The organism is Streptomyces yangpuensis (assembly GCF_001005295.1).
GTDB classification, from domain to species: domain Bacteria; phylum Actinomycetota; class Actinomycetes; order Streptomycetales; family Streptomycetaceae; genus Streptomyces; species Streptomyces yangpuensis.
Window position 1 is genome coordinate 1268426 of record NZ_LBMK01000003.1, and the last position, 15678, is coordinate 1284103.

General features: G+C 73.4%; 15 protein-coding genes and 1 pseudogene. 8 read left to right on the forward strand and 8 right to left on the reverse strand.

The window, feature by feature from the left end:
* Positions 1 to 27: 27 nt before the first annotated feature.
* A complete protein-coding gene (locus tag AAT21_RS20980) occupies positions 28 to 264 on the reverse strand; it encodes a helix-turn-helix domain-containing protein (RefSeq protein WP_046778298.1) in 237 nt (78 codons plus the stop codon).
* Complete coding sequence (locus AAT21_RS20985; RefSeq protein WP_046778299.1) at positions 264 to 749, reverse strand: DUF2975 domain-containing protein; 486 nt, start codon at positions 747 to 749, stop codon at positions 264 to 266. Before AAT21_RS20985 ends, AAT21_RS20980 begins: the two co-directional genes overlap by 1 nt.
* A gap of 183 nt (positions 750 to 932) precedes the next feature.
* On the opposite strand from AAT21_RS20985, the gene AAT21_RS20990 reads away from it, so the two are divergent.
* The gene (locus AAT21_RS20990) at positions 933 to 2018 is read left to right on the forward strand and encodes a DUF4185 domain-containing protein (protein ID WP_079025834.1); all 1086 of its coding nucleotides are present in this window, start codon (positions 933 to 935) and stop codon (positions 2016 to 2018) included.
* A gap of 119 nt (positions 2019 to 2137) precedes the next feature.
* Here AAT21_RS20990 and AAT21_RS39230 read toward each other — a convergent pair whose 3' ends face one another.
* Complete coding sequence (locus AAT21_RS39230; protein WP_052757907.1) at positions 2138 to 3040, reverse strand: RICIN domain-containing protein; 903 nt, start codon at positions 3038 to 3040, stop codon at positions 2138 to 2140.
* Positions 3041 to 3316: 276 nt separating this feature from the next.
* Here AAT21_RS39230 and AAT21_RS21000 point away from each other — a divergent pair, with 276 nt between their 5' ends.
* Positions 3317 to 3841, forward strand: coding sequence for an RICIN domain-containing protein (locus tag AAT21_RS21000; RefSeq protein ID WP_052757908.1), 525 nt, complete (start codon positions 3317 to 3319; stop codon positions 3839 to 3841).
* Between the two features lie 322 nt (positions 3842 to 4163).
* Here AAT21_RS21000 and AAT21_RS21005 read toward each other — a convergent pair whose 3' ends face one another.
* Both AAT21_RS21005 and AAT21_RS21010 read right to left on the reverse strand, forming a co-directional pair.
* Positions 4164 to 4790, reverse strand: a complete 627-nt coding sequence (locus AAT21_RS21005) for a ferredoxin (protein ID WP_200904428.1) — start codon at positions 4788 to 4790, stop codon at positions 4164 to 4166.
* Between the two features lie 68 nt (positions 4791 to 4858).
* Positions 4859 to 5449 carry a TetR/AcrR family transcriptional regulator gene (locus AAT21_RS21010; RefSeq protein ID WP_046778574.1) on the reverse strand — a complete coding sequence of 197 codons (591 nt, stop codon included), beginning with the start codon at positions 5447 to 5449 and terminating at the stop codon, positions 4859 to 4861.
* Positions 5450 to 5715: 266 nt separating this feature from the next.
* On the opposite strand from AAT21_RS21010, the pseudogene AAT21_RS40055 reads away from it, so the two are divergent.
* The 3 genes and pseudogenes from AAT21_RS40055 to AAT21_RS21020 form a co-directional block, all read left to right on the forward strand.
* Positions 5716 to 5919, forward strand: a pseudogene (locus AAT21_RS40055) (hypothetical protein); the annotation flags it as partial.
* Positions 5920 to 6016: 97 nt separating this feature from the next.
* Complete coding sequence (locus AAT21_RS21015) at positions 6017 to 6928, forward strand: AraC family transcriptional regulator (RefSeq protein WP_167350605.1); 912 nt, start codon at positions 6017 to 6019, stop codon at positions 6926 to 6928.
* Positions 6929 to 7101: 173 nt separating this feature from the next.
* On the forward strand, positions 7102 to 7557 hold the full coding sequence (locus AAT21_RS21020) for an RICIN domain-containing protein (RefSeq protein WP_200904429.1): 456 nt from the start codon (positions 7102 to 7104) through the stop codon (positions 7555 to 7557).
* Between the two features lie 57 nt (positions 7558 to 7614).
* Here AAT21_RS21020 and AAT21_RS21025 read toward each other — a convergent pair whose 3' ends face one another.
* The gene (locus AAT21_RS21025) at positions 7615 to 12201 is read right to left on the reverse strand and encodes a hypothetical protein (protein WP_046778302.1); all 4587 of its coding nucleotides are present in this window, start codon (positions 12199 to 12201) and stop codon (positions 7615 to 7617) included.
* Between the two features lie 95 nt (positions 12202 to 12296).
* Here AAT21_RS21025 and AAT21_RS21030 point away from each other — a divergent pair, with 95 nt between their 5' ends.
* Positions 12297 to 12860, forward strand: a complete 564-nt coding sequence (locus AAT21_RS21030; protein ID WP_046778303.1) for a GNAT family N-acetyltransferase — start codon at positions 12297 to 12299, stop codon at positions 12858 to 12860.
* A 39-nt stretch (positions 12861 to 12899) separates the two neighbouring features.
* Here AAT21_RS21030 and AAT21_RS21035 read toward each other — a convergent pair whose 3' ends face one another.
* Both AAT21_RS21035 and AAT21_RS21040 read right to left on the reverse strand, forming a co-directional pair.
* Entirely contained in the window at positions 12900 to 13487 is a 588-nt protein-coding gene (locus AAT21_RS21035; RefSeq protein ID WP_157879758.1) for a hypothetical protein, read from the reverse strand.
* Between the two features lie 54 nt (positions 13488 to 13541).
* Positions 13542 to 13925 carry a hypothetical protein gene (locus AAT21_RS21040; protein ID WP_235438982.1) on the reverse strand — a complete coding sequence of 128 codons (384 nt, stop codon included), beginning with the start codon at positions 13923 to 13925 and terminating at the stop codon, positions 13542 to 13544.
* 128 nt (positions 13926 to 14053) lie between these two features.
* Between AAT21_RS21040 and AAT21_RS21045 the strand changes: the two genes are divergently transcribed.
* Positions 14054 to 15061 (forward strand): hypothetical protein, encoded by a 1008-nt coding sequence (locus tag AAT21_RS21045; protein WP_046778304.1) that lies wholly within the window; start codon positions 14054 to 14056, stop codon positions 15059 to 15061.
* Positions 15062 to 15301: 240 nt separating this feature from the next.
* Positions 15302 to 15562 carry a hypothetical protein gene (locus AAT21_RS21050; protein WP_046778305.1) on the forward strand — a complete coding sequence of 87 codons (261 nt, stop codon included), beginning with the start codon at positions 15302 to 15304 and terminating at the stop codon, positions 15560 to 15562.
* The last annotated feature ends 116 nt before the right edge of the window (positions 15563 to 15678 follow it).

A 15678-nucleotide genomic window follows, 5' to 3' on the forward strand; every position in this document is an offset into this window, starting at 1 on the left:
CGGCCCCGCCCCCCTGCGCCGCTGTGCTCAGAGCTCCGCGAGGTCAACGGCCTCGGCGTCCTCGGCCTCCCAGCGCAGCAGGTCGCCCGGCTGGCATTCGAGGACCTCGCAGAGCGCCGCGAGCGTCGCGAAGCGCACCGCCTTGGCGCGGCCGTTCTTCAGCACCGCCAGGTTGGCGGGTGTGATCCCCACCCGGTCCGCGAGCTCGCCCACGGACATCTTCCGCCTGGCCAGCATCACGTCGATGTCGACGGCGATGGGCATCAGATCACCTCGTCCAGCTCGGCCCTCATCTGCGCCGCCTCACCGTCGCGTGCGACGGCCTGGGCGAGCAGCATCCGCAGCACGAGCACGATGAGCGCGACCCCCAGGATGGCGACGCCGATCCCTCCCATGATCACAGTAACGCCCGGGTCCTCCCGCTGGCCCGGCGCGTTGACGGCCGTGACCGCGAACCACAGCAGGGCGGCCGCCACGATCGAGCCGATCACGCCGTCCACGTACCCGAAGGCGGCGTGGGAGAACACGGTTCCGCGCCGCACCATCGCCGTCAGCCGCCACACGCACACCAACGCCACCTGAGCTGACACCATGCCCAGGATCACGATCACGCGCATCGGGGTCAGCGGGAGCGACCCCTCCACCTCGCGTGTGACCAGCGCCCACACCATGGCCGCCTGCACGAACACGGTGCCGACGAACACCACCGCGAGCACAACGCGCAGCGCGCGCACTGCCAGCTTTCCCATGACCTCTCCTCCCATCGAGTTGCGATGGAAATCTATCGAAATTCGATAGGTCGGGCAAGGTCTGAGGCCGCTCGCCCGGCCCGGCCCCACCATGTGAGACCCTCGGGCCCGTCGTGCGCGGAGGCGTGACGTCCGGGCCGCTCGGCGGGTTGTCCAGGCGTGACAGGTGTGCGAGGGCCGGGGGTGCGCCGGTCGACATTCCTGCGGGCGACCGCTGCGGCGGCCTTGGGCGCGGCCGGCCTCGCCGGAGCCGGCAGGGCCGACGGCCTCCAGGACGATGCCGCTGAGGTCGGCGCACTCCACGTCGTGAAGGTCCGGGATCTCACCGGTCCCGGCATCACGACGCGTTTCCGGATGGAGGCGACCGACCTCGGCATTCCGGTGCGGCTCCCGGACGGCCGCACCCTCTACGTCTTCGGCGACACCTTCGAAGAGGCCCGGGTGGGGCGCGGCTGGTGGCGTTCGCCGGTCGGCCTGTACTCGACCACCTCGCGCCTCGACGAGGGGATCACCTGGAGCGGGGCCGTCGGGGGCGAGCACGCCCGGCAACTGTGGGCGTACGAACACGACAACCCGCTGTTCAGCACCGTACTGCCGTCCGACGTGATCCTCATCGGCGGCACCCTGTTCCTGCACTGCAGCGTGCACCGGGGGTGGGGCAACGTGCTGTGGAGCGAGATCTGGCGGTCGGAGGACGCGGGCCGGACCTGGCGGCCCACCGGGGCCCGGTTCCCTGGCGACGCCCACGGCGGACTGTTCCAGCTGCTCACCTGGGCACTCGGCGAAGACGGCTACGTATACCTCTACTCGACCGGCTACGGGCGGAGCGGCCCGCTCCTGCTGCACCGCGTACCGGCGGACGCCCTCGCCGACCCCGCCGCGTACACCTCCTGGGGCCACCGCGCGGGCTCCTGGGGCTGGGGCAACCCGCCGACACCGGTCCTGGACGGCGGTTTCGGGGAACTGTGCCTGCGCCGGCTCGGGGGACGCTGGCTGCTCGTCTGCTTCGACGCCGCGGCGGCGCGCATCGACGCCCTCGTGGTGGACCGGCCCACCGCGGACCTCACCACGGCCTACCGCCGCACCCTCATCCACGGTGCGGCCTGGGGTGAGGAGGGCGGGGCCCATGTCGCCCAGCCCTACGGCGGCTACGTGATCCCCGGTTCGCGCCTGGACGACCTGCACCTGACGGTGAGCCAGTGGCGGACGGCGACCGGCTGGCCGTACCGGGTGATGCAGTTCCGCATCCGCGGGCTGGTACCGGCCTGACCGCCCGACCGCCTGACCGCCTGACCGCCCGACCGCCCGACCGCCTGATCGCCCGACCGCCTGATCGCCCGACTGCCCGACGGCCGATCGACGGAGTTGGACCGGCGCGTTCCGCCCGGTCAGGTCCAGCGCTGCGGGTCGCTCCCGTCGCACGTCCGGGCCGTCAGGGCCGCAGCCCCCGCCTCCAGACAGGCGCCGGTGGCCAGGTTGCGGAGCTGCAGCGTGCCGTCCTCCCGGCCCGTGACGGTCCAGTCCTGGTGCGTCGAGCCGTCGCACGAACGCGCCCGCGGAGCCGTGCCGCTGCCGTCCAGGCAGGCTCCGGTCGCCCGGTTCCGAAGGTCTCCGGGCCCGGAACGGTGGGGGCGGAACTCCCATTCCTGGTAGTGCAGCCCGTTGCAGGGCCAGCTCCGCAGCCCCTCGACACTGTCGTCCAGACAGGTCTCGGCAGCCTTGTTCCGGAAGACGCGGGCCGTGTCGGGGGCCGGCGACTCCTCCAGCAGCACCGTGCCACCGACACCCAGGACGAGACCGGCCACGAACCCGGCGGCTGTCCACCCCCAGCGCGCGACGCCGCCCCGGCCGAGTCGACCGCCGGGAGCGGCAGCCTGCCGCGCGACCAGCGGCGCCTCCGGCGACGACACGGTCACGGCCGTACCACTCGGCGCCTCCCGGGCCGGCGAAGGGATGACGGTGGGTGGCGCCGCGGCCGCCTCACCATCCGTATCCGCAACCACGTCTGCTGCCGGGGCGGACGGCGGGCGGCTCTGCGCCCGGTCCGCGGCCTCCCAGAGCGCGCGGTAGCCGTCCGGATCGGTGTCCATGGCCCGGCAGATGTCCCGTACGACCGTCCAGGGCGGCACCGTCGACCCGCGGAAGTAGCGCGACAGTGAGGAATCACTGACAAGTGCCCGCTGCTCCAGATCCCGCAGCGTCATTCCGGACCGCTGCTGCCGCGCCCGCAGCGCATCCCCCAGCTGTCGGGCGGCCGTGACGTGCCGGCCGGTGCCATCGAGGTGGTTCACGGCTGCCCTCTCTCCCAGTGGCTGCCCCACAGGGGGCTCACCCGATCCCGGGACGGACCCATCCCGGCAGGTCAGGAGGGTAGGGATCCCGATATACGTGAAGCAACAGGGACAAGGTTGCGAGACCCTGACGGACCGCCACAAACTCGGAGCATCCAGTCGGCGGTTTCACCCCTCCGAGGTGCAGCCCGCGGTCCCGGCCCCCGCCTCCGAGCGGCTCCGGCCCGGCCGCCCGCCCCGCCGCCGGCCCGTTCCCTGACGAAAGGTCCATCAGTCATGCGCTTCGACACCCGTACCGCCCGCAACCTGTCGGCCGCCCTGGCCCTCCTGCTCCTGCCCCTGGCCGCGGCCGAAGGAGCCGCGGGCGCCGCGGAGAACGGAGACCGGACCCCGGCGGCACGCGCCGCCGCCGCGGTCTCCTACCGGGTCCAGCTCAGCAACCGATGCCTGGACGCGGACACCAACACCATCAACAACAACCCGGGGAAGGTGCAGGTGTGGGACTGCAACTTCGCCGCCAACCAGCGCTGGATCCTCGAACCGTCCGGGGCGCTGAAGGTCGACTTCAACAACAACAAGTGCCTGGACGCCGACACGAACACCATCAACAACAACGGCGGCCGGGTCCAGCTGTGGACCTGCAACGGCCAGCCGCAGCAGACCTGGACCCACGGCGCGGACGGCACGATCCGCCTGAAGTACAACGGCAAGTGCCTGGACCACGACATCAACCAGAACTACAACAGCGGCAAGGTCCAGCTCTGGACCTGCAACGGGAGCCCCCAGCAGACCTGGCGCTGACGACTCCCGCCCTTGAGGGCCGTCCCACGGACGGCCCTCAGGGGTCGGCGAGGAAGCCCAGCCTGCCCTGGCCGGCAGGTCCGCCGAAGCACCGTGGGGCGAGCCTTGCCCGAGCGGGCCACCGCCCGGGCCTCGCCCCTCTGCTGGGCCCTGTCGTCGAAGTCCCGCCTGGCCCGCAACACCCGGTGCCGCACCTCGCGGCGTTGTCGGGGCACCCGAGTACGTCCAGTACACGGGTGCCCCTCCGCCTTGCGAGGCTTCCCCTCGGCCCTGCGGGCCTGGGGAGGCCCCATGGCACCGGACACCGCGGGCCTGACCGGCGCTACTTCGACGACAGAACCCAGGACTGGCGCGGGGTGAGGGCCGGGATGGGTTCGCCAGGGTCGGCCGGGCGGCCTTCGGACAGCCAGAAGAGGTAGTGGCGGAGGTCCTGCGCGAGGCCGCCGTCGATGTACGCCACGTACTCCCGGGCTCCGCCCGCCGCCTCGCGTTCCTCCTCCCGGACCGAGAACGACCACGCACGGTCCAGGGCTGCGGCCCACTCCCGTACCCGGCCGCGGTCCCTCCACCAGTCGCGGACGAGCTCCGGGGTCCAGTGCTCGTCACCGTCGCAGGCGTACCCGACCATCGGGTCCTGCGCGACCGCGCCCAGCAGTGCCAGTGCCTGCGCCGGGTCACGGGGCTGCCGGTAGACGAACTCGGCGCCCCACTCGTCGTCGTAGAGGACGTGCGCGGGGGCGATCAGCCGGCCCATCCAGCAGTTGTCCGTCCCGGCCCCGTAGAACGGCCCCGGCACGTTGCGCCAGTCGCGTTCCGCCCAGCGTTCGGGCCGGGGGTTCCACCACGTGCCGCGGGACTGCGGGGAGGGCAGCCACGTGCCGCCGTCCGGCGCGGGCAGCGGCCCGCGCTCCGCTGCTCGGACGGCCGGCAGTGGGTCCCAGTAGCTCATGGTCCGCATCCTGTCAGACGGCCCGGGCGGGTTGCGTGCCTGCCCGGGCGGTGTCAGACCACGGCGAGTCAGCCCACCAGCAGTTCCACCCTCCGCTCGGCGTCCTGCGGAGGCAGCCGTCCCGCCCGCGTCAGGGTGGCCAGTCCCTGGAGGGCCGCCCAGAACACCTCGGTGAACAGTGCCGGGTGGATGCCGCCCCCCGCGCCCTCGCCGATGCTTTCCAGCAGGGCGGCGAACGCGTCCTTGAGCGGCTCAGGGGTGTCCTCGTGCGCGAACGCCAGGCCGCCGTCGAGCTGGAACATGGCGTCGTGGACGGCCGGGTTGCGTTCGGCGAACCCGAGGTAGGCGTGGGCGAGGGCGGTGACCCGGGCGCGGGGGCCGTCCGCGGCGGCGGCCGCGGCCCGCACCGCCGAGGCCATCTCGGCGGCGCCTTCGAAGGCGACGGCGCCGATGATCTCCCGCTTGCCGCGGAAATGGCTGTAGAGGACGGGCTGGCTGTATTCGATGCGCTCGGCGAGCCGGCGGGTGGTGACCGCGTCCCACCCATGGTGCTCGGCGAGTTCGCGGGCGGTCGCCACGATGAGACGCTCGCGGTCAGCCCGTTCGCGCTGCTTGCGTTCCTGTACCGAGAAGCTCTCCGCGGCACCGCCGGCGTTCATACCGCGCCGGAACAGGGTGGCGACGGCGGCGGGCAGGACCGTGTCGACGCCCGCGTCGGCGTGGGTGTCCAGGACGCAGGTGACCATGCACCCGGCCGACACCCGGTTCGGCGGCGGCCGGTATCCGGCGTGGGCGTCCGTCGGCCTTTTCCTGGAGAGCGGGCAGGGGCGTCGCCGCCGACGGCGAGGCCCCTGCCGGCCGCCGTGAAGGTGTGCTGGGAGACGAGGTCGTGGAAGTCGAAGCGGAATGGCGGCACCTGACCCCCGAGACCCCGGCCGTCCCGTCGGTCACCTCGACTGGCCGACCCCGCGCGCCGTACGGGGTACGCGGCATCGGCGAGGCCCCGGGGCCCTGCCGAGCGCCCCGGCCGTCCGCGCGGCGATCCGGAACGCAACCGGACCTGAACCGGACAGGAACCGGACTGGAACTCGGCAGGAGCCCGATCCGTCCGGAGTGCCTCACGCGTCTGGTGGGCCTACCGGCCAGCCGGACCGCGGCGGCCGGGATCAGCGGCGAAACGCATGCCAGGATGGGGCGGCAGGCCGTCGGACGGGGGACCGGAGACCATGTCAAATACCTTTCAGAACAAGCGGGTTGAGGCGAGTATGTGCGGGGGCAAGGGAGGCCGTTTCCGCTGCGTGCATCAAGGATCGGTGGTGCTCTACGAACGGGGTCACGGGGCGGAGATCGACGTCACCTCGGCCGAGCCGCTGGACTTCTACGACGTGCACATTCCGATCGCCGGTCACGGTGCCGTCACCATGAACCGCAAGGGACTCTTCTCCGCGCTCGGCGTCGTGGGACCGGAGCAGAGGGGCTCGACGCGCCGGAACCAGGGCAGCGTCAACCGCATCCTGATCATCCCGAGGTCGGCGGTCGACGACGCCCTCACCGTCCGGCTGGGCGAGCCGCCGTACGAGCCGCTGTCCTTCGAGCCCGTCCTGGACAACACGGCGGCCCCGGTGCAGGGGTGGCTGGAGTTGGTGGGGCAGCTCGCCGACTTCGCCGGGTCCGGCCTGGCGGCCCGTTCGCCCCTGGCCACGGGCCACTTCGAGCAACTGCTGGTGAACGGGCTGCTGGACGTCCAGCCCCACACCTTGAGCGAGGCGGTGGCCGGCCGGGGAACCGCCGCCGTGCCGCGTGCGGTCCGCCGCGCCAGGGACTTCTGTTCCGAGCACGCCCACGAGCCGATAGCGGCTGCCGACATGGCCCGGGCGGCCGGTGTCAGCGTGCGCAGTCTGCGCGAGGGGTTCCGGCGGTACCTGGACACCACCCCGTCTGCGTACCTGCGCGGCGTCCGGCTGGGTCTCGTACGGCGAGACCTGCTGGCGGCGGACGACGACCGGGCGGCGCACAACGTCACCGATGTGGCGCTGCGGTGGGGCTTCACCCACCTCGGCCGGTTCACCGGCCACTACCGGGCGGCCTACGGGGAGACCCCCTCGCAGACCCTGCGCACCGTACGCGGATCCGACTGATCGCTCGCTCCTCGCGGTCCGCGCTATCCGGAAATGTGCTCGCACCGCCGCCGATAGCGGATAGCTGGCGTCTGCACCCAAGGCCGATGCTGAGTGCAGGCCGCCCACCCGCACCGACGCACGCACACGGCGAGGGGGAGGGGTCTGCCGATCAACAGACGAAAGGAACAGACGTGTTCACCCGTAAGTCTCTTGCCACCGTCATGTCGTCCGTGGTCGTCGCCGCTGCCGGTGTCATGGTCCTCTCCTCGCCGGCGCAGGCGGCCGTGCCCGGGACAGAGCAGTTCAAGAACGTCGCCACCGGCTTCTGCCTGGACAGCAATGCCGCCCGCAGCGTCTACACGCACGGCTGCAACTCCGGCGCCTACCAGAAGTGGACCGTGACCTCGGTCAGCGGCGGCTACACCCTCAAGAACCAGGCAACGGGCTTCTGTCTGGACAGCAACGCCGCCCAGAGCGTCTACACCCACTCCTGCAACGGTGGCAGCTACCAGAAGTGGGTCATCTCCAACAGCGGCGGTGTCTACCGGCTGAAGAACGTCGCGACCGGCTTCTGCCTGGACAGCAATGCCGCCCGCAGCGTCTACACGCACGGCTGCAACTCCGGCAGCTACCAGAAGTGGACCTGATCCCCGGATCGTGAACGGGACCGGTGCCCGCCCCCCGGGGGGCGGGCACCGGCTTCGCTAGCGGGCCGCGTACCAGGCCTCGGCGAACAGCTCGTGCGGCGGGACCGGGGACAGCAGCCGCAGGAACGGCATCTCCGGCTCCGACCGCCCGACGCAGGCCGCGTACGGGCCGAGCTTGGCGGTTTCGAGCGGCAGGTGCGGGGCCTTGAGCTCGGTCCACGGGCCGGGGACGAACGCCGTCCGGCCCGCCCGCGCCCGCCGTCCGGTCTCCACCGCGCCCACCGCCACCAGCTCCGCCTGAGCAGCCTTGTGCCGGGCGGGGCTCCAGCCGTTCCAGCGGCGTACGTTCTGGTCGGTGGGCCGGGCCAGCGCCAGCAACTGCAGGTAGAGCGCGGCCGCGTCGGCGCCCACCCCGAGGGCCGACCCGGCCTCGGCCACCAGCTCCGGGACGCTCAGGGCCGGGTTCAGCTCGTAGCCCCCCGGCGGGACCGGAGTGTCGGCGGCGCGGGCGAGCATCCGGTCCGGGCCCTCGCCACGGACCACCTGGATCCGCCGGACGGCGGCCAGCAACTCGGACAGTCCCAGCTCCGCGCACAGCCGTTCGGCCCGCTCGACCCCGGCCGGGTCGGCGAGCGCGGCCGGCCGCAGGAACACGTCCCTGCCGGGCACCGACACCACGAACACCCCGTCGTCATGGGCGGTGGAAGGCACGGTGTCCTCCCGGTACAGGGGCTCCGGGCAGGGCAGCATGACGCCCTCGTACGGGCCGAAGGCGGGATCCTCGGGCACGGCCCGGCCCAGCGCGAAGTGCCAACCGAGCGGGATCAGGGTCCGCGGGTCGTCCATCCGGGCCCGCAGCGCGGCGTGCACCGCGGCGGCGCCGGCGGCGACCGGATCGCCGACCGGGAGTTCGGTCAGCGCCCACGCCACGACCGATGCCGGGGCCGCGTGCACCGGATGCTGCACGAAGACAGGACGGCCGGCGCTGCCGTCGGCCTCGGCGTGGCGCAGGGCCAGCCCGCCGTTGATGACGCCGACCAGCACGCCTGCGGCGCCGGGCACGTACCGGCCGGCGGCCTCCGGGCCCCCGGTCAGGGCGAGGGCCCAGCCGGCCCCCAGCCCCAGATCCGCCTCCAGGGCGGCGATGAGGTCCTCGTCGATGTACTCGCCGGCGCCCAGCAGCCCCGCCCACGCGTCGGCCATCCGCTCGGCGGCCGCGGTCAGGCCGCCCGGCTCCCACAACTCGGCGGGATCCTGCGGGACGCCCGCGGCGAGCACCGCCCGGCGGCCGCTGTCGCCGAGACGCCGGCACAGCCCGTCGTACTCCTGGGCCATCGCCTTGTTCGCCCTGTACGGCGCGGCCCTGAGCGCCTTGAGGTGCGCGTCGCGGTTGTCATGCTGGGGCAGTCCGCCCAGCACCAGCGTGGCGATCGCCCGCCGTACACCCGTACGCCGTACGAACACCTCGACCGCCTCCGGTGACAGCGCGAGGGGGCCGCGCTCCTGCACCAGGGCCAGCAGCACCGGCAGCCGCCCCGTGTCGTCCTGGTCGACACCGCGCACCGCGTCGTCCGCAGGCCCGTCGGCGGTGCCGTCTGCAAGTCCGTCGGTGGCAGGCCGCACGGACGGGGCACCCGTGTACAGGCCGCTCGCGTCGTTCCCGGTGCCCACGCGCCAGCGTCCGCCGCGGGCGGCGAACGGCTGCTCCGCCCACGTCTCCAGCAGTGCCGCGAGCGCCGTGCGCTCCTCGTCGGAGGTGGTATGGACGACGGCGCGCCACGCCACCGCGTCGATGGAGCCCAGCAGCGCCGTCCAGGGCGCCGGGGTAGCCGGCAGGGCCAGCAGCCTTGCCTCGTCGTCGATCTCGCCGCGCAGGTGGCGCCCCTCGGCCGCGACGGCGGTCAGGGTGGCGGGGTGCGCTCCGGGCACGTAGGCCCCGTACGGGCGGACATACGGCAGCAGCCCGTTCAGCGCGGGGGCGAGCACCGTGTCGGGGACGGGGGAGCGGAGCTCGACCGCGGGGCCCGCCCGCATGATGCCGACACGGCGGGAGAGCTCCTCGCGGCGCCGCAGCACGTCGGCCGCGAGCTGCGCGGCCCGCACGACACCGTCCACCACCCTCGGCTCGGACACCCCGGGCAGCAGCCGGGCGACACGGTCCCGCAGGGTGCTGTGGCCGGAGGTCCGCACGGCGGCGGCGAGGAGGGCACGCACGGTCTCGTCCCCGAGCGCACGCAGCGCCTCGGAGGAGGCCGGGTCGCGCGGGGCGAGGAAATGCCAGAAGGCGGGCGGCGGATACGGGCCCACGCTGTGGCCCGACGGCCTGGCCCGCCGCGAGGCGTCCGGACTGGGGAAGCCGTGAACCTCCCAGAGCAGCGAGTTGTCCTCGGCGGCATGGCAGCGGATGGCCGTCTCGCCCGCCAGCACGGCGTCCTCGCCGCCCTGCGGCAGGCGGAGGATGCCCCAGGGACGGCGGCCCGGGCGCCGGCTGCGGTAGCGGGCGCGGCGGCCGTCGATGCCTTCGAGTACGAACTCGGTCGGTGAGGGGCCCGCGTACGGGGTGCGGTGCAGCACCCGGCAGCCGGTGAGGGCGCCGTCCTGGCCCAGGGGAGACGCCGGGGCGTCCGCCGGGAGGGCGGCGAGCGTCAGCTGGTCACCGAAGAAGGCCATGCCGTCGGGCAGATCGGCCGAGCCGTGGAACGCCGGCAGCGTGTGCTCGGCGGCGCGCTCGCCCGTCACCGGATCCACCCGGGCCCAGCCCTTGCGCCCCGCGAATACCTTGGAGCTCCATACATGGGTACCGTCGCCCATCTGGAAGTCGTAATGGTCGATGCCCTCACGGCCGCCGGGGCGCAGGACGCGCTCCCCGTCGTGGCGGCCGCCTCCGTCCCGGGTCTCGAACTGGTAGCCGAGGCCGCCCTGGATGCTGCCGCCGTACGGGCGCAGACCGTAGCTCCGCGCCGGTACGAAGACCTCCTCGGGCCGGTCGGACCAGAAGGCCCGCCCACCGAAGGGGTCGTCGGCGTCGGTGGACCAGCTGACCAGGAACTGCCCGCCCACGTAGTGCACGACGTGGTGGGCGGCGTCCTCGGGGAGGGTGAAGCCGGTGGAGGCACGCACGGCGCCGGGTGCGACGGCCACGGCCTTCGAGCTGCCGTAGACCGTCAGGACCGGCCAGGTGCACGTGACCCCGGCGGCGTCCTCGGGAGCGAGCGCCGCGAGAGCCTCCTCCAGGGCGGGCCAGCCCAGTTCCTCGGGGAGGCCGGCGCGCAGCGCCCGGGCGAGCGGGCCGGTCGCGTCGAGGGCCGCGAGGGCCTCGTCGATGCCGTCCAGGGCGGTGGCCGTGGGCCGGTCCAGCAGCTCGGCCAGTTCCTCCACCGCCTCGTCGGCGGCGGCCAGGCCACCGTCGGCCAGGGCCCCGAGCAGCCTCTCGACGCGGCTGTGCACCTCGGCGGCGATGCCCGGATTCTCCGGGAGCCGGGTGATCGCGGTGCCGCCGCCGCGCAGCCCGGCGTGCACGGTGCCCTCCAGCCGTGGCCCGAACACCGGGTCCGATGCCAGGGCCTTGAGGTCGCGACGGGAACGGTCGCCCCAGAAAGTGAGCCGGATGTTCTCGCCCGGATCGACGACAGGGAGCCCCTCGGCGAGGCAGAGATCGAGGAGGTCCGCGTCGAGGCCGGGCCAGCGCCAGCGGTCCTCGTGCAGCGTGACCGGGGTAGCGGCGGCACGCAGCCGGGGCGCGAACCGGGTGACCAGGTCGAACAGTTCCGCCGGCATGGGCTGCCGGGCCACGCCTCCGTACGGCACCCGGTAGTGCGAGTAGGCCCGGGTGTAGTGGCCGAGCCAGGCGGCGAGACCGCCCTCCGGTGTGATCCGGCCGGAGGCGACCGCCCCGGCGGCGCCGGAGCGCAGCAGGACGCGCAGCCAGGCGGCCGCGTCCTGCTTCGACTCGGGGAAGACGTCCAGCAGGGCGGCGAGGACCTCGTCGTCCTGCGGATGCTCGGCGAGCAGCGCCGCAACCGCGTCGAGCAGCGTGTCCGGCAGGGCCTTCCCGCGCGCGGCGCCGACCGTACGGGCCAGCACCCGGGCCTCCTCCGGGCCGCCGAGGCCCGCGGCGCGCGCCGAGGCACGGACCCGGCGGGCCAGGTCGGCGGGCAGCGCGCCGGGCGAGGCCGCCCACGCCGCCAGGACCCGTACGAACTCCCCGTGAGCGGCGGCCGGGTCCAACACGGAGGCCAGCCAGGCCTGGTGCCCACTCAGCTCCTTGACGGGAAGGGCGCCGGACCCGGCGAGGAGCAGGACGTTCTGCCGCCGCCAGGCCACGTCCACGGGCAGGTCGTGCTCCCGTTCCGCCGCGCGGGCGAGTGTGTAGGCCCGAGCGGCGGAACGCGTGTCCCAGGACATGAACCGGTGGGCCACCGTGTCCCAGTACCAGGGCAGATGGGCCGCCGGGAGCCGGTGGGCGAGCCCGGTCAACTGGTCCAGGGCGCGGCCGGCCTTCGGATACGCCAGGGAGATCCGGTCACGGACGTCGGTGAGCACACCGCGGGCGGCGTCCTGCGCGGCCGGTCCGTGCGAACGGGCCCAGTCCGCATAGGTCTCGGAGCGGGCGGGGTCCGACGGGAGCGGCACGACGAAGTTCATGATCTGATCCTGGCACGCCCCACTGACAGCGGAGGCAGGGGGCGTGGCGTCCGATTTCAAGATCATCGACGATGTGCCCCGCCTATGATCTGTGCATGATCGAAGGAAAACTGGTACGGCTACGGGCACTTCGTGCGCAGGACGCGGAACACCACCTCCGGTGGCGCAACGATCCGGAGGTGGTCCACTGGGCCACCGGCGGCGACCCGTGCTTCGGCCCGGTCACGGAGGAGGCCGTCGGCCTCGCCTTCGAGACCATGCTGCGGCTCAACCCGAGGGAGTCGGCCGTCTTCACGGTCGAGGACCGGGCCGACGGTACGGTGATCGGCATGGCCGACTACCGCGACCTGGACCCGTTCACCGGGCTGGCCACGGTCGGCATCACCATCGGCGAACGGGACCGCTGGGGCCACGGGCACGGCTCCGATGCACTGCGCCTGCTGGTGGGGCACCTGTTCGGGGCCTTCGGCCTGCACCGGATCGAGCTCGACACCTGGAGCGGCAACGAACGCGCCGTCCGCGCCTTCACCAAGGCGGGCTTCCGCGAGGAGGGACGCCGCAGGTCCACGGTGCTGGTGGCGGGCGAGCGCCACGACACCGTGCTGTTCGGGATGCTGCGCGAGGAATGGCCCGGGGACGGCTGGGGGACGGCCCACTGATCCCGGGCGAGTCCCCGTATGGCGCGGGGTGCTGTTCCGCTACTGACCGGCCGCTGCGGGGCGGACCTCCTCGGCTCCGCGGCGGACCTCCTCGGCTCCGGTGCGTACGGCGGGTACGGCGCGGACGTGGGCGGCCGAGAGGTGCAGTTCGTAGGGCAGACAGCAGTCGGAGCAGAGCGTCGCGACGAGCGTTCCGCAGGCACACACCTGGTTCATGCCCCCGTCCGGAGTCGCTCCGCAGCAGGCCGCGGAGGCGTGCCGCAGTTCCAGCCCGCGTGCGTCGCCCGGATCGATGACGATGTTGCCCCGCGGCCCCCGCGACACCAGCCATCGCCCGTGCCCGTCGCCCTTCGTCCCGCGGCGCGGCATGGCGGGCCCGGGCACGTCCGTGACGACCAGGGGCGCACCGTAGTGCTCCGTCTCGATCGCGTACCGGCCCGCGGGCATGGTTGCCGGCGACGGGCCCCGCTCGCCGGATTCCCACCAGGGGAAGTACGGAGGGTCCGGAACCGCGGGCAGCCGTTCGAGGGGTCCCGTCAGGGCCACCCCGCACGCCGCGCACACGAAGACCACGGCTCCGGCCCCTGCCGCACCGCCGACGCTCTCGACAGACCCGTCATCATGCATACGGTGACGGTACGCGGCGCACCGCCACCCGCCACCCGCCACCCCCACCGGGGGTCAGGAAGGCCGGTCGTGGTCCGTGCTGCCGGGCGACGTGCGGGCGAACCAGGTCCGTGCCTCGTCCGCCGTCAGGACGCGAGCCAGCTCGGCCGCACCCGGCAGGTGCGGGAAGAACCGGTCGGCGTTCCAGCTGCGCGTGTACGTCGGCTCGTCCAGCACGAGCAGGCGGCGTCCCTCCACCACGGGTATGTCGTCCGCCAGCCCCTCGTTCCAGATCCGCTCGCCGTCCGGGGCGAGGAGTTCGAAGGCTCCGGTCGCGACGGCCTGGCTACGTCCCTGGGCGGGCTCGGGATCCGTGGCGAGGCGGACGCTCTCCGCAGAGGGCTTCGCGCCAGGGACGTGTCCGCCGCCGACGAGGACGTGCGCGAGCAGCGTGTGCAACTGGACTGCCAGCCGGCGTTCGTCGAGGCGGCCCTGCCGCCCGAACCGGTGGCCGTCGGCCGCCCGCGCCGCTCGGCTCCGGACCGGCCTCAGCCGGGCTCCGGCGGCCGACCCGTAGGGTCGTGGCCATGGCCCGCACCACACCACCGCGCCCGTACGACCCGGAAGCCCTCTTTCCCGCTCTCGCCGCGCACAGGGCTACCACCACCCGGCTCCATCCGCGGCCAGGCACCCCGGCCGTGACGGACAGCCACGTGGGCGGGCTCCTGCTCTGGCCCGCGGACGCACCGTGGCCCGTGTGCACGCACCCCCACCCCCGCGACCGGGGTCGGCGCCCGCAGGACATCCGGCTGGAGCGATTCCTCGCCGAGTTCTGGGTGAGCGGGGGAGGCCGCCCGGCCGGCGAAGAGAAGCAGGAGCTGCTGAGGACACTCCGCGACGAATACGAGGTACCGGGGTTGGAGGACACCGATCCGATCCCCCTCCTCGGCGTGGCCCAGTTCCATCGCAGGGACATCCCCGATCTCCCGGCCGGGCCGGACGGCTGCGACCTCCTCCAGCTGTTCTGGTGCCCCTTCGACCGGCACGGTGAGACCGGCGGGGCCATGTATGTGGAACTGCGCTGGCAGCGCTCGGACGCGGTGCCGGATCCGCTCACCGAGCAGCCCGAGCCGGAGGTCGTCGGCTACGAGGGGTACGTGCCCGCGCCCTGCGTACTCCACCCCGAACAGGTGACCACCTACCAGTACGGGGGCCTGCTCCCGGCGGAACTGGAGGCCGCCATCACAGCCTGGGAGCTTCTGCCGGGGCCCCGGCACGGCGCCCGCCGCCGCTACCAGTACGACCTCTCCATCCCGCCGGGCTGGCGGGTCGGCGGCTTCGCGTCCTGGCACCTGACCGACCCCCACCCGATGGACTGCGCCGCCTGCGGACGGGCCATGGCGCTCGTCCTCACCGTGGACAGCTCCGAGTGGGACGGCGGTACGCACAGCTGGATTCCGCTGGAGGACGGGCCGTCCGCCAGGGAACGCAAGGAGGGCACACCGACGAACGTGACCGTCGGGCGCTGGGGCGAACTGAACGTCTTCGGCTGCCCGGCCGATCCGGCCCACCCGCCACGCTGGAGCGTCCAGTAGCCTGCCGGGTTCTCCGCGGGCAGGTGGTTCGTGGGCCGTGGCGGCTCAGCCTCACCGGCTGCCGTGCGGGTCGGCCGGTGATTGTCACTTGGGCCACGGCCGGGTGGTGCGGAACCGGGCCGAGCGCAGCCTGCCGTCCTCCACCACGGTGAGCCACGTCGGGCGGCTCGCCGACGTCTCGGGGGAACCCACGGGCCTGCCCGAGCGTCGGTGAGGGATGTGACTGAAGGAATGCCTGAGATGCCTGAGACGCCTGAGACGCATGAAGAGACGCCCACCCTGCCCGCCGAACACCGCGAACTGATCTCCGACCTGTCCGGGATCGTCAGCGACCACCCCGATGCGGACCCCGAATCGACCCTCGACGTCCTCGCCGACGACGCGACGGAAGCCCTCGGCCGCGGTGCCACCCCGGAAGCTCGCCGGGAGCGGACCGGATACACCATCCTCCTGCACGCCACCTGCTGGTACGTCTCCGCACGCATTTTCAGCATGATCTAGCGCGGAACCCCGGGCGTTCACGCCCGGGAGGAAGCGCTTCTTAACACTGCTCTGATCCGCGCGGGCGCACGGGTCTGCATTATTGACCTCAGCCGGGACGTTTCTGGTTCTCGATG